At 68.9% G+C, this 16,901-nt stretch carries 18 protein-coding genes; 6 read left to right on the forward strand and 12 right to left on the reverse strand.

Annotated features, from left to right (window positions below):
• Positions 1-171: 171 nt before the first annotated feature.
• The 10 genes from QH290_RS16365 to QH290_RS16410 all read right to left on the reverse strand — a co-directional run bounded on the left by QH290_RS16365 (position 172) and on the right by QH290_RS16410 (position 8,669).
• The gene (locus QH290_RS16365) at positions 172-909 is read right to left on the reverse strand and encodes an ABC transporter permease (protein WP_280383727.1); all 738 of its coding nucleotides are present in this window, start codon (positions 907-909) and stop codon (positions 172-174) included.
• A gap of 9 nt (positions 910-918) precedes the next feature.
• On the reverse strand, positions 919-1,659 hold the full coding sequence (locus QH290_RS16370; protein ID WP_280261788.1) for an ABC transporter ATP-binding protein: 741 nt from the start codon (positions 1,657-1,659) through the stop codon (positions 919-921).
• 7 nt (positions 1,660-1,666) lie between these two features.
• Positions 1,667-2,140: a DUF3237 domain-containing protein gene (locus tag QH290_RS16375; RefSeq protein WP_280261790.1), complete on the reverse strand. Its 474-nt coding sequence runs from the start codon at positions 2,138-2,140 to the stop codon at positions 1,667-1,669.
• Positions 2,141-2,143: 3 nt separating this feature from the next.
• Positions 2,144-3,397, reverse strand: a complete 1,254-nt coding sequence (gene fabF, locus QH290_RS16380; protein WP_280383729.1) for a beta-ketoacyl-ACP synthase II — start codon at positions 3,395-3,397, stop codon at positions 2,144-2,146.
• On the reverse strand, positions 3,394-3,906 hold the full coding sequence (locus QH290_RS16385) for an SCP2 sterol-binding domain-containing protein (RefSeq protein ID WP_280383731.1): 513 nt from the start codon (positions 3,904-3,906) through the stop codon (positions 3,394-3,396). Before QH290_RS16385 ends, fabF begins: the two co-directional genes overlap by 4 nt.
• Positions 3,903-5,597 (reverse strand): FAD-dependent monooxygenase, encoded by a 1,695-nt coding sequence (locus QH290_RS16390; protein ID WP_280383733.1) that lies wholly within the window; start codon positions 5,595-5,597, stop codon positions 3,903-3,905. Before QH290_RS16390 ends, QH290_RS16385 begins: the two co-directional genes overlap by 4 nt.
• Positions 5,594-6,511, reverse strand: a complete 918-nt coding sequence (locus QH290_RS16395; RefSeq protein ID WP_280383735.1) for a hypothetical protein — start codon at positions 6,509-6,511, stop codon at positions 5,594-5,596. Before QH290_RS16395 ends, QH290_RS16390 begins: the two co-directional genes overlap by 4 nt.
• The gene (locus tag QH290_RS16400; RefSeq protein ID WP_280270070.1) at positions 6,508-7,662 is read right to left on the reverse strand and encodes a 3-oxoacyl-[acyl-carrier-protein] synthase III C-terminal domain-containing protein; all 1,155 of its coding nucleotides are present in this window, start codon (positions 7,660-7,662) and stop codon (positions 6,508-6,510) included. Before QH290_RS16400 ends, QH290_RS16395 begins: the two co-directional genes overlap by 4 nt.
• A 35-nt stretch (positions 7,663-7,697) precedes the next feature.
• Positions 7,698-7,964, reverse strand: a complete 267-nt coding sequence (locus QH290_RS16405; protein WP_280270071.1) for an acyl carrier protein — start codon at positions 7,962-7,964, stop codon at positions 7,698-7,700.
• A 324-nt stretch (positions 7,965-8,288) separates the two neighbouring features.
• Positions 8,289-8,669, reverse strand: coding sequence for an SCP2 sterol-binding domain-containing protein (locus tag QH290_RS16410; protein WP_280383737.1), 381 nt, complete (start codon positions 8,667-8,669; stop codon positions 8,289-8,291).
• A gap of 348 nt (positions 8,670-9,017) precedes the next feature.
• On the opposite strand from QH290_RS16410, the gene QH290_RS16415 reads away from it, so the two are divergent.
• Genes QH290_RS16415 through QH290_RS16430 form a run of 4 tightly spaced genes read left to right on the forward strand, consistent with a single transcriptional unit; the run spans position 9,018 to position 10,784 of the window.
• Entirely contained in the window at positions 9,018-9,266 is a 249-nt protein-coding gene (locus QH290_RS16415) for a hypothetical protein (protein ID WP_280383739.1), read from the forward strand.
• On the forward strand, positions 9,263-9,901 hold the full coding sequence (locus tag QH290_RS16420) for a magnesium transporter (protein ID WP_280383741.1): 639 nt from the start codon (positions 9,263-9,265) through the stop codon (positions 9,899-9,901). The genes QH290_RS16415 and QH290_RS16420 overlap by 4 nt, the downstream gene beginning before the upstream one ends.
• A gap of 5 nt (positions 9,902-9,906) precedes the next feature.
• Complete coding sequence (locus QH290_RS16425) at positions 9,907-10,386, forward strand: hotdog family protein (RefSeq protein WP_280383742.1); 480 nt, start codon at positions 9,907-9,909, stop codon at positions 10,384-10,386.
• Positions 10,383-10,784, forward strand: a complete 402-nt coding sequence (locus tag QH290_RS16430; protein ID WP_280270076.1) for a 3-hydroxyacyl-ACP dehydratase FabZ family protein — start codon at positions 10,383-10,385, stop codon at positions 10,782-10,784. The genes QH290_RS16425 and QH290_RS16430 overlap by 4 nt, the downstream gene beginning before the upstream one ends.
• Positions 10,785-10,796: 12 nt before the next feature.
• On the opposite strand, the gene QH290_RS16435 is transcribed toward QH290_RS16430, so the two are convergent.
• Positions 10,797-11,495, reverse strand: coding sequence for an LppX_LprAFG lipoprotein (locus tag QH290_RS16435; RefSeq protein ID WP_280270077.1), 699 nt, complete (start codon positions 11,493-11,495; stop codon positions 10,797-10,799).
• 207 nt (positions 11,496-11,702) lie between these two features.
• Between QH290_RS16435 and QH290_RS16440 the strand changes: the two genes are divergently transcribed.
• Together QH290_RS16440 and QH290_RS16445 are read left to right on the forward strand one after the other, a co-directional pair.
• Positions 11,703-14,201 carry an FtsX-like permease family protein gene (locus tag QH290_RS16440; RefSeq protein WP_280383743.1) on the forward strand — a complete coding sequence of 833 codons (2,499 nt, stop codon included), beginning with the start codon at positions 11,703-11,705 and terminating at the stop codon, positions 14,199-14,201.
• Between the two features lie 317 nt (positions 14,202-14,518).
• Positions 14,519-16,303 (forward strand): hydroxysqualene dehydroxylase, encoded by a 1,785-nt coding sequence (locus tag QH290_RS16445; protein ID WP_280270079.1) that lies wholly within the window; start codon positions 14,519-14,521, stop codon positions 16,301-16,303.
• A gap of 12 nt (positions 16,304-16,315) precedes the next feature.
• Here the strand turns inward: QH290_RS16445 and QH290_RS16450 are convergent, their stop codons facing one another.
• Positions 16,316-16,711 (reverse strand): nitroreductase family deazaflavin-dependent oxidoreductase, encoded by a 396-nt coding sequence (locus QH290_RS16450; protein ID WP_280270080.1) that lies wholly within the window; start codon positions 16,709-16,711, stop codon positions 16,316-16,318.
• Positions 16,712-16,901: the final 190 nt, after the last annotated feature.

Raw genomic sequence — 16,901 nt, forward strand, 5'->3', positions numbered from 1 at the left:
CCCCCCGCCCCCCCCCCCCCTGCGCCCCGGCGCCCCCCCGGGGGGGGGGGCCCCGGTAACCCGGGGGCGCGAAAATATAAATCCTTCCACGCCGGGGGCCGCCCGCCGCCGCCGCGCCACTGTCAGGGCGGTGCCCATGGAACTACCTCATTTCCTCGAAGCCGTTGCAGCTCAACCGGACCGGCGCCGCAGGGTCACGGCGCCGAGGGCCAGCAGGGTGACGCCGAAGGCCAGCACGATCACCAGGTCGAGCCAGAGGATCGTGGTCGGCAGCGGATAGGTGCCGACCTCGTTGAGCGCCTCGGCGGCATAGCGCAGCGGAACCACATTGCTCGCCGCCCGCAGCGGACCGGCCATCTCCTCGCGCGGCCAGATCAGCCCGCACAGCAGCAGTTGCGGGATGATCACCGAGGGGGCGAACTGCAGCGCCTGGAACTCGGTGCGTGCGAAGGCGCTGGTGAACAATCCGGTCGAGGATCCGAGCACCGCCGTCGACACCACGATCAGCAGCACGACCGAGATGCGGCCCTGGCTCTGTAATCCCAGGGCGCGGTAGGCGACCGCCGCGGCGACGGTGGCCTGCACGACCGCCACCGCGGCGAACGCGATGCCGTAGCCGAGCAGCAGATCCAGTTTGTGCATCGGCATGCTGAGCAGCCGTTCCAGCGTTCCGGTTGTCCGCTCGCGCAGCATCGCGACGCTGGTGATCAGAAACATCGACGCGAACGGGAAGATGCCCAGTAGCAGCAGGCCGACCTGGTCGAAAATGTCGGGGCGGCCGTCGAAGACGAAGCGCAGCAGCGTCAGCAGCACACTGGGCACCACCAGGATCAGGCCGATGGTGCGATGATCGTGACGCAACTGCAGCAGCACCCGCAGCGCGGTCTGTGCGGTGAGGCGAATCGACATGGCTCGGCCCTACTTCCCCTCCAGCGCCGGTGCGCGCCGGGCATCCTGCGCCAGCACCAGTTCCAGGAACGCTTCCTCGAGATTGCTTGTGCCCGTGGTGGTTCGAAGTTCCGCGGGGGTTTCGTCGGCCAGCAGCCGACCCTCGCGCATGAGCAGCAGGCGATCGCACCGGTCCGCCTCGTCCATGACGTGGCTGGACACGAGCAGCGTGGTTCCGGTCGCGGCGAGCGCGCGGAAACGCTGCCACAGATCGCGCCGCAGCACGGGATCCAGGCCCACCGTCGGCTCGTCCAGGACGAGCACCTCGGGATCGGCGACCAGCGCGCATGCCAGCGATACCCGGGCCTGCTGTCCGCCGGACAGCTGGTCGACCAGCCGGTCGGCCACCTCCGCCAGCCCGACGTCGGCGATCGTCCGGTCGACGGCCGCGCCGGTGACGCCGTACACGGCACCGAAGTACCGGACGTTCTGCCGGACGGTCAGGTCGCCGTACACGGCGGGCGACTGCGTCACGTACCCGATCCTGCTCCGCAGTGCGGCGCTGCCGCTCGGCCGTCCGAGCACCTCGACGGTGCCCGAACCGATGCGCTGGACGCCGACCACGGACCTGATCAGGGTCGTCTTCCCGCAGCCGCTGGGTCCGAGCAGCCCGGTGACGGTCCCGGGCGCGAGGGTGAACGACACCCCGCGCAGTACCGGGCGGCGGCCCCGGTGCACCACGAGGTTCTCGACGACCACGGCTTCGGCCACGGTCCGCTCACCCCACCCGGAACATGTTGTACTGCAACCCGAATCCCTCGACGAAACGCCCCTCGCCCAGGAACGTCGTCTGATTGACCCAGTTCAGCGCCGAATCGCCGGTCTCCAGCCGGGGCGTCACCCGGAAATACTGATCCTCGAAGTCCGTGCCGAGACCCTCGCCGAAGGCGCGCTGCACCTTGTCGTTCATCTCGATCAGCCCGGGGAACGAGGCGTAAATGGCTGCGCCGTCGGAGGTTTCGAACTGCACGCGCACATCGAGCCGCGCGAATCCGTCGGCGCCGATGAGTGCCCAGTCGCCGCCGCCGGGCAGGACCTTGCCGGTCAGCGTCCCGACCTCGGGCACGGCCGGGTCACCCTCCAGGACGCCGTCGAGGATCTCGATGAACATCCGGACCCCGTAGGGCCCCGGACCGATCATGACCGGCGGCTTGAGGTGCGCGGTGACGGTCCCGATGCGTGTCAACTCCATACTTCATTCCTCGCTCTGATGGCCGGCCGCGCGGAAGGCCAGCGTGACGTTGTGCCCGCCGAAGGCAATGGAATTCGACAGCGCCACCTCGACGCGCTGGGTGCGCGCCGCATTGGGCACGTAGTCGAGATCGCACTCCGGGTCGGGCGTGGAATAGTTGATGGTCGGCGGAATCTGGCCGCGATCGATCGCGAGCGCGCAGATCGCCGCCTCCACCGCGCCCGTCGCGCCCAGCATGTGCCCGGTCATCGACTTGGTCGAGCTGATCGCCACCCGCGACGCGTATTCGCCGAAAGCCGTATGGACGGCCCGGGTTTCGGAGGGGTCGGACAGCATGGTGCCGGTGCCGTGCGCGTTGATGTAGTCGACGCGGTCGGGGCCGACACCCGCCTCGCGCATGGCGAGCCCCATGGCCCTGGCGGCGCTCGCGCCGTCCTCGCGCGGCGCGGTGATGTGATGGGTGTCGACGGTCTGGCCGTATCCGCACACCTCGGCGTAGACGTGGGCGCCGCGGGCGGCCGCGGATTCCGCGGTCTCCAGCAGCAGCATGGCCGCGCCCTCGCCCAGCACGAAACCGTCGCGGTCGGCGGAGAACGGCCGCGCCGCGCCGACCGGATCGTCGTTGCGCTTGGACAGCGCTCGCATACTGGTGAATCCGGCCAGCACGACCGGCTCCATCGCCGCCTCGGCGCCACCGACCAGGCAGGCGGCCGCATAGCCGTCGCGCACCATCCGATAGCCCTGGCCGACGGCGTCGGCCGACGAGGAGCACGCACTGAGCGACGCGTAGCTGGGGCCGCCCAGCTTGTGCCGGAACGCCACCGTGGACGCGGCGAAGTTGGCCATCGTCATCGGGATGAACAGCGGCGAGACGTTGCGATCGGTGAGCCGATTCTCGATGGCCGTGGTCGCGGTGGCGGTGCCGCCGAGCGCGGAGCCGACGACGGTGGCGATCTCCTCGCGGTCGAGCCCGTCCAGGCCCTGGTCGGCGATCGCGAGTTCGGAGGCGGCGACCGCCAGATGCCCGACGCGGTCGAAGCGGCGGACGTCCTTGTACTCGAGCCACTGCGAGGGGTCGAAGTCGGTGATCTCCGCGCCGATCTGCACCCGGTTGAACGACGGGTCGAATCTGGTGATGCGCCGCGCCCCGCTGGTGCCGGAAAGCAGTTGCTTCCACGAGGTTTCGGTGCCGATACCCAGCGGCGTCACCATGCCGATACCGGTGACGACGACGCGGCGGCGGGCCGGGGCCGTCATCGTTTCGGCTCCGGTTCGGCCAGGCCGAAGAAGGTCTCCATCTTCATCGCGACCTGGACGTCGCCCTGGACCCGCAGCTCGCCGCGCATCAGCAGTTCCATGCCCTTGACCAGTCCGGTCGCGATCTTCACGAAACCGACGGCATCCAGGAAGATGGTCAGATCCGGCTGTGCCGCTTCGCCTTCCGCGATCCGGCAGGCGTCGGGGCCGAACACCGCGTCCTGCACGATCGGCTCGCCCGGCTCGCGGGTCACCCGATAGCGGACCGTCACCTCGCGGTCGAAACTGCCCGGCACGTAGTAGCTGGGCATCAGGTCGAACGCATTGCGCAGCGCGTGGGCCCCGATGTCGATTCCCAAGGCCCACACCAGATCCGACTCCGGCATCACCTCGACGACCGAGCGCACCCGGGCGCGCTCGCCGGAGAGCAGGTCCTCGATCTGAGCCCGGGTCGCCTTGCCCGTCTCGGCCGCGATCGCGGCCGCCTCGTCCAGTGCCTCGGCTTTCATGTGAGCACCTCCGCTCTGCTGAGTCCCGTTGCCGCGCTGTCGATGACGGCGCGGATCAGTTCGTTGTAGGGGTCCTTGCCGGGGAGCATCGCGGCGATGTGCCCATCCGGGCGGATCAGTACCGCGTCGCGCCCGCCCAGGTGGTAGGTCGAGAGCAGATCGCCGGAGCGATCGGTGAGCCCCGGGATCCCGTCCGGGATGTCGGCGCCGGACGGGTACACCGCGACGGGTGTCACGGGCACCGTGTTCATCAGGTGCACATAGCCGACCGCGTCGATCCACTCCTCGGCGGCCTCCGGGCCCGCGATCAGTGCGAAGCCGCGGTCGGCCAGGTCGAGTGTCGACACGGGGCGACCCTCGGGGGTGTACGCCCACTCGTGCGGCGCCCGGCCGCCGATATCGACGCGCGGGAGATAGTCGACGACATCATCGACCACCGGCGTCGAGCGGTACCGGAATCCCAGGGCCTGACCGGAGAAGTCGAAATGCGGTCGCTGGTATTCGATTCCGGCCGCGATGCGCGGGTCCGTCCCGATCTTGTCCGCCGCGCGGTGCAGCAGATCGGCGACCGTGCCGCCGAATTCACGCATCGCCCGGGCGTTGTGTTCGCTCTGCTCGGCGTTGAACGCCGCGACCGGCCGCCGCTCGGCCTCGTAGCTGTCGAGAAGGGCGCCCGTCGCCCAGCCGTCCAGCACACCGGCCACCTTCCAGGCCAGGTTGTGTGCGTCCTGGATCCCGGTGTTCATGCCGAATCCGCCGGTGGGCGGGAAGGTGTGGGCGGCATCGCCGATCACGAACACCCGCCGGTGGGCGTCGTTCCAGCGGTCGACGCCCGTGGAGCCCATCGCCCACGTCCGGGTGGAGACGATGTCGGCGGCGATATCGGTGCCCAGCGCCGCGCGCAGGATGTCCGGCGCGCTCGCCACGGGGTCGGGGCCCGCATCGTCGTCCAGCGGCACCTCGAGCAGCCAGTCGCCGCGTTCGGGATCGACGGTGATCAGCACTCCCCGGACCCGACCGTTGATGATCCAGGACAGCACGCTGTCGTGCCCGCGCAGCAGCGGCCGCAGGTCGGCCCGGAAGTAGATGTCGAGCAGCGATCCCAGTGGGGCGGAGGCGGTTTCGCCGATCCCCACCGTGGCGCGCAGCGCTCCGTGCATGCCCTCGGCCAGAATCGCGTAGCTCGCGTCGAGCCGGTGGGTCTCCCCATCGCCCGTGGCATAGGTCAGCTCGACACCGCCCGCCGTGGGACGCACCTGCCGGACCGTCGCCCCGGTGACCGATCGGACCGAGCGATGTCGGCGCAGCGTCCGCGCCAGCACGTCCTGCAGGCGGTTCTGCGGGCAGATGACCGGCAGCGTCGGGCTCTGCCGAGCCAGGCGCATGAGCTTGTCGGTCGTCTGGACCATCTCCAGCCGACCGAGTTCGGCACCGGCCACGCTGTGCAGGAACCGCACTCGGGGAGCCTTCTCGAGGGTGGTGCTCTCCTCCAGCACGGCATCGAGAACGCCGAATTCCCTGAGTATTTCGGTGGTCCGGGTGTTCACCAGCGTCGCCTGCGGGTGCACGGGCGGCGCGGTGCGCCGCTCCAGGACGACCGCGTCTATATCCCATCGCCCGAGCGCGTGCGCGCAGGCCAGCCCGGCCGGGCCCGCGCCGACGATCGCGACCCCGGTTCGTGTCCCGGTCATGATCGGACTCCGCTTGTGGCCGGGACCTCGAGCATCCGGCCCACGCGGGCGCGCACGCTCCGGTCGAAGCGATCCCGGCCGACCAGCCGCGCCGCGGCCAGCGCCGGGAGGCCGACGAGGATGGCCGCTCCGAGCCAGCCGACGAACCCGACCAGCGTCACGGCCCGGCCCGCCGCACCCACGGCCGACGCTCGCCGGACCGCGCCACCCCAGTATCGAAATATCCTGCCCGCCACGAGATCTGCGGCCGCGAGCACCGGAACGACCGGTGCGGCCGGGTCGGTCAGTTCCGCCGTGGACACCTCCGCGGCGGATCGGGCGGCCGCGATCGCGGTGCCGATCCGTCCGACGCGCTCCAGCTCGTCGGCCCCCACGCCCGCCCGTCCGAACCAGGCGCCGTCGCGCCGCCCGGTCAGCAGCCAGCGCAGCGTGGTCACCAGGGTCAGCGCCTGGGCGCGGGTGTCGATGGCCGCCACCGCCCCGCGAGGCCGCGCCCCGGCGGCGGCGAGGTGGCGCCCGACCTCGGCGGCCGCCGAGTACCACATGTTCCGGCACGCCACGACGGTCAGCACATCCCGGTCGGCGAACAGCTCCCGATGCCCGCGCAGCAGCGCCCGCGCGGGCAGGGCCGGGGCCAGATACCACACCTGGTAGGCGAGGATCACCAATTCGCCTGGCTCGGAACGCAATTCACCGTCGGCGACCGAGATGTCGATCGTGGCGTGCTCGTCCACACACGTCGGGAAGACGCCGAAGAACCGCCGGATCGGCCAGGGGAACGGATACGGCTCGACGGGCTCGACGAGCACCCGCCGAATCCGCCACCCCGCCCGCTCCAGCGGCGCGATCAGCGCCTCGGTCACCTCGGTCAGCTGCCCGGTCTGGCTGTATTCGAAGACGACCGCATCCGTCATTTCCCCGCCTCGGTCGGCTGCGCCGCACCGGCCACGGCAGTCAGGTGCATGAACGAAATAGCGAACCGGCCCGATTCGGGCACCATGCACAGCAGCGTCTCGCCCGGCTGCACGAGATTCTCGGCGAGCATTTCATCGAGGATCACATAGATACTCGCGCTGCCGATATTGCCGACGCGGGTCAGATTACTGAACCATGCCTCGGGCCGCCCGGCCGGTACATTGCGGCGCCGCAACTCGCCCGTGAGCATCGTTTTCATGCGCTCACTCGAATAATGTGCGGGAAACCAGGTCACCTTTTCCGGATCGAATTTCCCGGCGCGCGCCAGCCGTTCGTACTCGTCGATGCCGACGCGGACCAGATGCGGCAGCAGGGACAGCTTCTGGCGCGGCGCCAGCGCACCGTCGATCGCCGCCGCCGACGCCGTCGGGTAGTCACCCCACGTCTTTTCGGCGGTGTTCTTGTTGCTGCCGAAATACATGCAGGCGCGTTCGGTATTGGCATACGACGTCAGCGAAATCCAGTCGATTCGCAGGCTGGTCCGGTCGGCCGCCGGGGTGTCGGAGACGACCGCGGCCCCCGCACCGTCGGAGAGCATATATCGGAGGAAGGCCGTCTCCATCGGCAGCGACCCGTCGTCGGTGATGGCCTTCATTTCGTCGTATCGGGTGTGCTTGAAACCGCGGGAGGCCAGCTCGCTGGCGACCGAGACCGCCGTCGCCTTCTCGCCGACCTTCACCTGCAGGTAGGCATTTTTCAATGCCATCATTCCGGAGCTGCAGATGCCGTGCGCGGTGACGATTTCCATCGGCGGATAACCGAGTTCGCCGTGCACCATGCTCGCGTGCCCGGGGCCCAGCAGGTCCGGCAGGGTGGTGGCCGCGGCCAGCATCTCGACCTGTTCGGGCCGGATACCGGCGCGTTCCACTGCGTGGCGCACAGCGTTCGCCGCCATCGCGGCGTTCGAGTGCACGGTCTGCTGCTGCTTGTCGATGGCGTAGTACCGGGTCTTGATACCGCTGTTCTGCAGGATCTGGTCCTTCAGATCCGAGGAGGCCCGGCCCGCCTTGCCGATGTATTCCTCCACCTCGTCGTTCGTGATCGGTTCGCCGGGCAGAAAGCGCCCGGTCGCGGTGATATACGCGTCCATATGAGCCTTACTTCCGTTTTCGATCGAAGACCCGCTCAGGCCGGTTCGGAGGCGCGTGCCTCCTCGGCCTTGACGCGAATGAGGTCCATCAGATCCGAGAATGTCCGCACCGAGGCGATGCGCTCGTCATCCAGCGAAATTCCGTATTTGGACTCGATGAGATCCGCCACCGAGAGCACGGCCAGCGAATCGACGCCGATATCCGACATGGTCGCATCCGCTGGCACGCGATCCAGATCGATGTCGTAGTGCGACCGTAGGAAATCAGAAATGTCGTCTTTGATAGATACGTCAACGGACATGATGCCAGACTTTCTCAAAAGTTCCGCGCAGCGACAGCACGCGAAGGCATGGCACGAATGAATCGACGTCGTTGCCGATGGGTTTCTACAGAGTTACCGAGAGAGTACTTCCGGTCGGACTCCCCCGTCCTGAACAACTTCCGACGATCACCAGGCTAGAACGAGATCTCCGAGATCGTCAACACGCAAAAGTGCGATTGCATCGTGCCACGGTAGGATTGCCGTGATGCCACGGTAGGACGCGAGGAGCCGGTTTCACAATTCTTGCGGTCCTCGCCTGGGAGCGGTCACAGAAACATGCCGGTCGCCTTGTTTGTTGCTGGATCAGTGCCGGGCAAACCATTCCTCGATTTTGCGGGCCGTCATCAGGTTCCCCTTGATCCGCAGCTTGCCGGTCGCCATCAACGCCATGCCGCCCGTCTGACCCGCGATCAACCGCAGAAACGGGACCATGCCGAGCTCGAGGGTCACGGTGGGCCGCCCCGCGAGCTCGCCCTCATGCACTATGCACGTGGCGTTTTCGACGATCACGGTCCAGGTCGCCGGCGGTTCGCCGACGCGGAAGCGGATGACGGCGTGCACCCCGGCCAGGCGGTCACCGACCGCGCGACGTGGCATTTCGGCGAAGACGCCGTGCAGTACCAGCAGGCGGCTCATCGGATCGGACATGGCGCGCGAAAGCTGCTGGTCATCGATCCGGCGCACGATCTCCGCGAACTCGGCGGACGTGCTCGATGGATGCTCGGAAGACGCTGTGGCAGCACCATTTTCGGAAGAATGGGACATTCTCGACACTCCGTATCCGGATGGTTGACGTACGGATTCGCACGAACTGTGGGTGACATCACACGAGACTGTGCGGCGGATCGGTGCCGCGACGCGCACAGGATATGGCCGCCGGGAGCCACCGGCAACAACGGTCGCCGGTGGTTTTCGATCGTGTTAGGCTGCGAACGTCTGGACAGGCGTTCCCGTTCAACATCCGACCACATCCTCCGGATTCGTCACCGAGAATCATTGGTGCCGAACACTTTTCCCCGAGCGGAGTGAACGATGCCTCCTACCTCTCCCGGCGCCGATCAACCGGCGACCGACCCCGAAACCGATGCCCTGAGCCGCACCCTGGGCTCCGTGCCCCCGGGCATCGCCGAGCTGAGCCCGCAGCGCCGCGACGACCTGGCGTCGCTGGTCGAGCAGGCACAGCGGACGCGCGTCGAGGAGCTGACCCGCGCGGCCGTCGGCGCCCTCGACAGGATTCCGTTCCCGCTGCGCGCAGCCGTCCGGAAGGCGGTGGGGCTGTGAAGGATTCGCCAGAGGACCGCCGCATCGAGATCTCCCGGGTGGCCCGGCTGCTCCAGGTTCCCGCCGACCGGATCGACTACCTCGCCGAGGTCCCGGCCCACGACATCGCCGCACTGCGGCAACAGATCTCGGACCTGTTCTTCGATTCGACCGAGGAGGGACTGGGCAAGATCGTCGCCGCCGCGCGCATACTGCCGTCCCAGGTGGCCGCCAAGGTCGCCGCGCACAACCACAGCCCGCTGATGACCGCCCACCTCGCCGCCGTGCTGGACGTTCCGCGCGCGATCTCGGTGGCGCGGCGGCTGCCGCCGGAGTTCCTCGCCGACGTCGCGGCCCACCTGGATCTGCACCGGTCCGCCGATGTCATCACGGGTTTGCCTCCCGACGTCGTGGCGGCGGTGGTCCGGCACATCGCCGGACGCGCGGACTGGCTGACGCTGAGCGAGCTGATCCGCACCGCCCCGGACGCACAGCTGGACCGCTGCCTGCGGGTGCTGGACTCCGAACAGATTCTCGCCGCGACCGCCCTGCTCACCGACCACGACGCCGTCGAGCGAGTCGCCGACCGAGTCACCGAGCCGCTGGCCGGTCGGGTGCGTGCCGGGGCCTCGGCGCCCGCGAGCGACGAGAGCTGACGCGCATGCGATTCCATCTGATCGACCGGATCGACTCGTGGGAACCGATGCGGCGCATCTCCGCCCGCAAGGCGACATCGGTGTACGAGGACTACTGGCAGTCCGCGCCGGGCGGCCCCGTGATGCCGTCCGGCCTGGTGCTGGAGGCGCTGTGCCAGGCCGGTGCGTGGCTGGTCCTGCTCAGCTCCGACCATCGTCAGCGCGCCGCGCTGCTGAGCATCGGTGAGTTCACGATCTTCCGGGACGTGAGGCCGGGCGATGTGCTGCACATGACCGCCGAGGCCACCTCCGTGCGCCGGCGCACCGCGATGGTCGACGGCCGGGTCGAGGTCGACGGCGTACCGATTCTGGCCGCGCGCGGTCTCATGTGCGGGCTCATCGAGGCCGAACGGCTCGACGACCCGGCCGATACCGCGCGCATGGCCGACGTCCTGCTGGGCCGTGGCCCATTCGCCGGGCCCGCGCTCGGGAAGGAGGCGGGGTGACGACGGGACCTTCGGCGACCGTGGGCGCCCCGGCCTTCGACCGCCTCACCGTGCTGCGGCCGGGGCAGGAGGCGGTCGCCTACCTCAACGTGACCGCCACCCTGCCCCTGCTCGCCACGCACTTTCCGCGGTACCCGATCCTGCCCGGCGTGCTGATCGTCGAGGGCGCGGTGGCCCTGGCGCGGCTGGCCGCCGGTATACCGGAGCTGCGCCTGCGGCACGCCACCCGGCTTCGCTTCCGGCGCTTCATCGTTCCGGGCGATCGGGTGGAACTCACCGCCACCGCGCATCCGGCGCCCGGCGCCGCCGGTGACAGCAGCTGGCGCGCGGAGGCCCGGGTCGACGGTGAAATCGCCGCGTCCATAGGAACTCTCACGCTCACCCGTGCTCTCGGGTGAGCCCCGGGCCTGTCAGGAAACGTCGGGAATTCCCACCTTCTTGTTCAGATCCGACAGGGCGAAATCGATCGAGGCGATCCGGCCGGACTCGTCGGGCATGGACAGTCGCGCCGCGACCGGCAGGTGCCTGCCCGAGGTGGCGAACCAGACCACCAACCGCGCGTCCTGCCGCAGTTCGGGCAGCCATGTCCGGGCATCCTCCTGCGGGATGTCACCGGCCACCCGAAACGCCTGGACGCCCTCGTGCGTTTCCCGGATCTCGGTGCGCGGGTCGCGGAAATTACGCAGCATGCGGGTCAGGCCGCGGTCGGGGTCGAGCAGCACCGAGGGATTGGGCAGTTGGCCCATGTTCGCCGAAAACGCCGATGCGGGAAGGTATTTCCCACTCGCATCGCGCGCGAGCAGCTGCCCGTCGCGTTCCACGAAACGCATCCGGAGCCCGGAGACCACCGCCTCCCCCGCCGACGCGCCCGGCTCGGCACCCTGCCGCGCGCGCACGTCCGCGGTCAGCTCGCGAACGGCCAGCCCGGCGATCGGCGCCGAGGTCGTCATCTCGACGTGGGCGCTGTCGATATCCGCGCCCGCGGCCCGGGCGCCCCGGAGCAGGAATTCCGCATCGGGCAGCCCGCCCGACCCGTCGCCGCACCCCGCGGCCGCCGCGGCCACCGCACCGATCGCCGCCAACGTACGGATACTCCGCGAAATACTCACCCCCGCAAGCCTAATCGCTCGCGGCCGATAACGCATAGCGTCACAACCCGTTGTTCGTTTCGTATTGCCTTAGCGCACAACGCTTGTCGCCATCTGCGAGGTCGCGGCCGCGGCACGTAACACGCTTGTCACATCAAGCGGACACCGGTGCGGCGGCGGGGCCGTTATGATCTCGTCACGACGCTCGTCGAGCCGGGGAGGGACACGATGCTATTCCATCTGGATCGCCTGCGAGTCTTCGCTTTCCGGGAATTCCGCACGCATTGGCGGCGCTCGGTCGCCTCGATCGGGGTGATCGCGGTATCGGCCGCGCTGCTGGTCGCCACCCTCGGCATCTTCGGCTCGCTGACCGGATCCGTCGAACGCCTCGGCACCGGGCTCTCGGGCACGGCGGCCTTCGAGGTGGCCGGGGTCGCCGACGGCGGATTCGATCAGGCCGTGCGGGCCGACGTCGCCGCGGTCCCCGGCGTCGCCGCGGCGGTACCGCTGGTGCGCACAGCCATGAATTCCGAGCGCGGCAAGGTCATGCTGCTCGGCGTCGACCCGTCCAGCACCCAACTGTCCAGCGATCTCTCCGCGGCCATCACCGCCCAGCTCGCGGCCACCGCCGGACTGCCGCCGCTGCGCAACGGCGTCGCGGTCGGGGCCGCGACGGGTGCGGTCCGCGGCGACATCCTCACCCTCGGCACCGACACCGTCACCGTCGCGACAGTGCTCGACGGCGAGGCCGCACGGCAGCTCAACGGCGGGCATTTCGTGCTCGCACCGCTGGCGCTGGCGCAGCGCCTGGCCGTACACGAGCGGCAGCTCGATTCGGTCTTCGTGGTCACCGACCGGTCCGCCGACACGGGCGCCGTCCGGTCCGCCGTCACCGCGGCGGTGGCCGGTCGCGCGATCGTGGCCGATGCGAATTTCCGTACGGCACAGGCGGATAACGCGGTCTCCACGTTCCGGTACGCCATGCTCATCAGTTCGTCCATCGCCCTGGTGGTGGCCGGGTTCCTGATCTTCAACGCGATGACCATGGCGGTCGTGCAACGTCGCCCGACCTTCGCGCTGTTGCGCGCGATAGGCGGCCGCGGGCCGGTCATCGCGGCGGATCTGCTGGTCGAGGCCGCGTTCGTCGGACTGATCGGCGCGGCGATCGGCATACCGATCGGCTGGCTGCTCGGGCGCTGGGCGATCACCAGACTGCCCTCGTTGATGATTCAGTCCATCGACGCGCGACTGATGTATCTGCCGTCCCCGTACGCGATCCCGGTGGCCGTGCTGGCGTGCGTGACGGCCAGCGTCGCCGCCTCGGCGCTCGCGGCGCGCCAGGTGTACCGGGTCGCCCCGATCGAGGCGCTGGCGCCCGTAGGTGCCGGTGCCGCCGACCACGGCTCGCGGACGGCGCGGGTGATCGCGGGCATCGCCGCGACGGCCGGGGTGGCGGCCGCGTTCCTCGTCGCCTTCCTGGTTCCCGGTCGCAGCGCCATGGGTGCGATCGCGGTATTCCTGGTCGCGGGCATCGGGCTGGCCTTCGCGTTCGCCAAGCCGATCGTCGCCGCGACCGCCTTCGTCGCCCGCCGGCTGCGTGCGCCGGGGCAGTTGGCCGCCGAATCCATCGTGCGCGCCGAGCGCCGGGTCTGGGCCGCCATCCTCGCGGTGGCGATCGCCGTCGCGATGGTCACGACGATCGTGGGCGGCAACAAGAACGCGATCGACTCGGCGACCGACTCGCTGTCCTCGGTCGCCCGGACCGACCTGTACGTCAGCACCAATTCGGTCGACGAGAGCCCGACCGGTCCGCTGTTACCCACCGAGGTCATCGAGAAGGTAGCCGCCGTTCCCGGTGTCGCACAGGCCGTTCCGGGTCAGTGGCTCTACGCGACGGTCGGCGAGCTGCGGGTGACCATCCAGGGGATCATCGGCGGCTCGCATTCGATCATGAGCGCCGCGATGAGCGACGACGTTCGGCAGCGGGTGCTCGCGGGCGAGGGAATCGCGGTATCCCGAGACGTCGCCACCGCGCTACACCTCTCCCCGGGCGACGACTTTCCGTTGACCACGTCCCGGGGCGTGCGAACGGTGCGGGTGCTCGAGGTCGTCCCCTACTTTTCGGTGCTGGGCGGCGCCGTCGCGCTGAATCTGGTTCAGCTGCAGGAATGGTTCGACCGCCCCGGCGCCAACCATCTGGAGTTGACCGCCGCGCCGGGCACCGATATCGACCGGCTGGCCGCGGCGATACGCGATATCGCACCGGGCTCGGTCGATATCTACACCGGCCGGGAGGCGCTCAGCGCGGTCGCGGACGCACTGCGGCAAGGGGTTTCGCTCGTCGAGGCCCTGACGTGGATCGTGTCCGCGGTCGCCGCCGTCGCACTGTTGAACACGCTACTGCTGTCCGTGCTGGATCGCCGCCGAGAACTCGGCGTGCTGCGGGCGCTCGGATCCAGCCGCCGATTCACCTTGCGCGTCGTGCTGGCCGAGGCCGCCGCGACCGGTGCGGTCGGCGGCATTCTGGGACTCGCGCTGGGCTCGGTGGCGCATTTCCTGAATTCCCGCGTCTGGGGGCAGGCCACCACCATCGATGTGGTCTACGAACCCGATCCGCGCGCGTTCCTTTTCGGCGGCATCGCGCTGCTGCTGACCCTGGCGGGGGCGATTCCACCGGCCCTGCGCGCGGCACGGCTCAATATCGTGCAGGCCGTCGCCGTCGATTAGGGTTGTGATCTCGATGATAAATGAGCCGAACTCGTTGTGGCAGAACGTAATTGACACATATGCCGCCATTGTTTAAAGTTGAAGGCAACATGCCGCAGCGTCGCCGCGTGTTTCCTGATCCACAGTTCTTCCGTTTATGACGGCCGCTGTGTTCCGACAGACAGTCATTGTCCACAGATTCAGCACGTTCGGTTCCCGTGCCCGGCGCACAGCGCCGGGCGCCGCCGTGGCCTGAATTTCATCGACACCCGCCGCAGCACCATTGTGTCTGCCGCACACCGTGATTCCGTCATGCCCGCTCGAGCTCGGAGAACCCTATGAATGATGCGAACGACCATCGGATAGCCCGCCGCACCGTGCTGCGCGGCGCGGCCACAGTCGGCGGCGGCGTCCTGTTGTCGGCGGCCGGCGGGAACCCACTGCGCGCCACGCCTCCGACGCCGTCGAGCGGCCGCCGCGTCGCGGTGTTCGGAGCGGGTATCGCCGGACTGACGACGGCGACCGAACTGGTTGAGCGTGGATTCGAGGTCACCGTGTTCGAGGCCACCTCCGAATTCGGCGGCAAGGCACGCAGTTTCTCGATTCCCGATACCGCCACGGGCGGCAGGAACCCACTTCCCGGCGAGCACGGATTCCGAATCTTCCAGGGGTTTCTCCAGCACGTGCCCGATACGATGCGCCGGATTCCGGTACCGGGAAATCCGAACGGGGTGTGGGACAACCTGGTCGGCACCTCGGCGGTGCGGCTGTGCCGACCGGACGCGGAGGACGCCGTCATTCCGCTGCCCTATCTGCACGACGAATATCGGCTCATCGATCCCGCGACGCTCGGCCATACGCTGGCGACCCTGCTCGGAATCGGCACGGCGGCACCGGTGGAGCTGATGTCGCTCGTGCAGCGGCTGTGGGTCTTCGCGACCAGTTCCGACGAGCGGCGATTCGGCCAGTGGGAATACACCACGTGGCGCGAGTTCGTCCGGGCGGACGGTAAACCCCAGGTGTATCAGCAGCTGGCCTCCCATTTCCCGCCGCAGTTCTTCGCCTCGGTCCGGGAGACCGAGGGGAGCAGCCGGACCATCGCGCGGTGGATGCTCGCCTTCATCTACAACATTCTGGGCCGCGCCAACGACGGACCGCCGACCCGCGTACTCAACGCGCCGACCAACGAGGCGTGGTTCGACCACTGGGTGAGTTATCTGCGTTCGCGCGGTGTGGAATTCGTCCTCGGGCACGCCGTGGAGGCATTCGAGGTGTCGGGCGACCGGATCGGCGGTGCCCGGGTGCGCGGCGCCAACGGCCGTTCCCGGGTCGAGGCGGACTGGTATGTGTGCGCATTGCCGGGAAATCGGGCCCGGGAGCTGTGGTCGCCGCAGATCCTCGCCCTGGATCCCGGTTTGGAGCGGATGAACGGGTTGTCGTTCTCGTGGATGGTCGGCGGGCAGCTTTTCCTGCGTCGCCGTCGCCGGACGGTGCCCGGTCACGCCGGTTATATCTACGCACCCTGGGCCCTGGCGTCGGTAGATCAGGCGCAATTCTGGCCGGGTCGCGATTTTCCGCGCGATTACGGCGACGGGCAGGTCCAGGACTGCCTGTCCATCGACATCATGGATTGGCACACCCCCGGTGTGCTCTACGGCAAGCCCGCCACGCATTGCTCGCCGGAGGAGATCGGCAACGAGGTCATCGCCCAGATCAATATGCATCTCAACGATCGCGGCGTGGACGGCATCAACGAGAGCGACGTGCATTCCTGGCATCTGGATCCGGCGATCGAGTGGGACGGCCAGGAGAACACCAATGCCACTCCGATGCTGTCGAACTCGGTGGGCGCCTGGGACTCCCGGCCGGAGGCACGCACCGCGATCCCGAATTTCGTGCTCGCCGGCGATTACGTGCATACCGATATCGATGCGCGCTGCATGGAGGGTGCGAACGAGGGCGCGCGGCATGCGGTCAACGCGCTGCTGGAGCTGTCGGGATCGCCTGCCGCCCCGGTGCCGACGTGGACGATGTACACACCACCGGAGCTGGAGCCGCTGCGCCGCGCCGACCTGGATCGGTACCGCCGCGGACTTCCGAACCAGTTCGATCTGCTGCCGTGAGCGGTGGCGCGGTCAGGCCACGTCGACCACGAACAGCCCGATCCGGCGATTGCACAGGCGCGCGATGTCGGGCATGTCGGCCGTGGCCGCGCCGGGCCCGACGAAGCGTGGATTGCGCACCGTGACGGTGCCGCCGCGACAGCGCAGCGACGCCTGTCCGGCCGCCACCACATTCCTGGCCCACTGGGTTTCGCCGTGGACGAGCACCACCGCTACCGCCCCGCCCTTGCGGAAGATGTTGACCGGGGTCTCGTACCGCCTGCCGGATTTGCGGCCGACGTGCTCGATCACGGCGTAACCCGGTAGCGAGGGTGCTACCCGCCGCATCACGGGGTTCATGTACTGCGCCCCCAGTCTGCCCAGCCAGCGGGGGAAATACGTGGGAAGGGAATTGTCGGTAGCGCTCACCGTGATCATGGTAGAAGGCGATGCGCCATCGAACATCCTGCCGCAGAAGGAGATTCGCGGCGGCGCCGACAGAATCGTGGGGGGCGGGCGCGGGGGGGGCGCCCGCCCCGGCGGGGGGGGGGGGGGGCGGCGGCGGGGGCCCCCACCGCCCCGAAGCGGTCGATCCGCTGTCCGATGGCCTGCAGTCGCA

It is taken from the genome of Nocardia wallacei, assembly GCF_029869545.1.
GTDB classification, from domain to species: Bacteria; Actinomycetota; Actinomycetes; order Mycobacteriales; family Mycobacteriaceae; genus Nocardia; species Nocardia wallacei_A.

What these genes read in the sequence shown, in the direction of transcription:
- QH290_RS16415 (WP_280383739.1), top strand. Translation starts at nt 9,018, where the DNA reads ATGCCTCCTACCTCTCCCGGCGCCGATCAACCGGCGACCGACCCCGAA.
- QH290_RS16400 (WP_280270070.1), bottom strand. Translation starts at nt 7,662, where the DNA reads ATGGACGCGTATATCACCGCGACCGGGCGCTTTCTGCCCGGCGAACCG.
- QH290_RS16445 (WP_280270079.1), top strand. Translation starts at nt 14,519, where the DNA reads ATGAATGATGCGAACGACCATCGGATAGCCCGCCGCACCGTGCTGCGC.
- QH290_RS16375 (WP_280261790.1), bottom strand. Translation starts at nt 2,140, where the DNA reads ATGGAGTTGACACGCATCGGGACCGTCACCGCGCACCTCAAGCCGCCG.
- QH290_RS16385 (WP_280383731.1), bottom strand. Translation starts at nt 3,906, where the DNA reads ATGAAAGCCGAGGCACTGGACGAGGCGGCCGCGATCGCGGCCGAGACG.
- QH290_RS16405 (WP_280270071.1), bottom strand. Translation starts at nt 7,964, where the DNA reads ATGTCCGTTGACGTATCTATCAAAGACGACATTTCTGATTTCCTACGG.
- QH290_RS16395 (WP_280383735.1), bottom strand. Translation starts at nt 6,511, where the DNA reads ATGACGGATGCGGTCGTCTTCGAATACAGCCAGACCGGGCAGCTGACC.
- QH290_RS16425 (WP_280383742.1), top strand. Translation starts at nt 9,907, where the DNA reads ATGCGATTCCATCTGATCGACCGGATCGACTCGTGGGAACCGATGCGG.
- QH290_RS16390 (WP_280383733.1), bottom strand. Translation starts at nt 5,597, where the DNA reads ATGACCGGGACACGAACCGGGGTCGCGATCGTCGGCGCGGGCCCGGCC.
- QH290_RS16440 (WP_280383743.1), top strand. Translation starts at nt 11,703, where the DNA reads ATGCTATTCCATCTGGATCGCCTGCGAGTCTTCGCTTTCCGGGAATTC.
- fabF (WP_280383729.1), bottom strand. Translation starts at nt 3,397, where the DNA reads ATGACGGCCCCGGCCCGCCGCCGCGTCGTCGTCACCGGTATCGGCATG.
- QH290_RS16365 (WP_280383727.1), bottom strand. Translation starts at nt 909, where the DNA reads ATGTCGATTCGCCTCACCGCACAGACCGCGCTGCGGGTGCTGCTGCAG.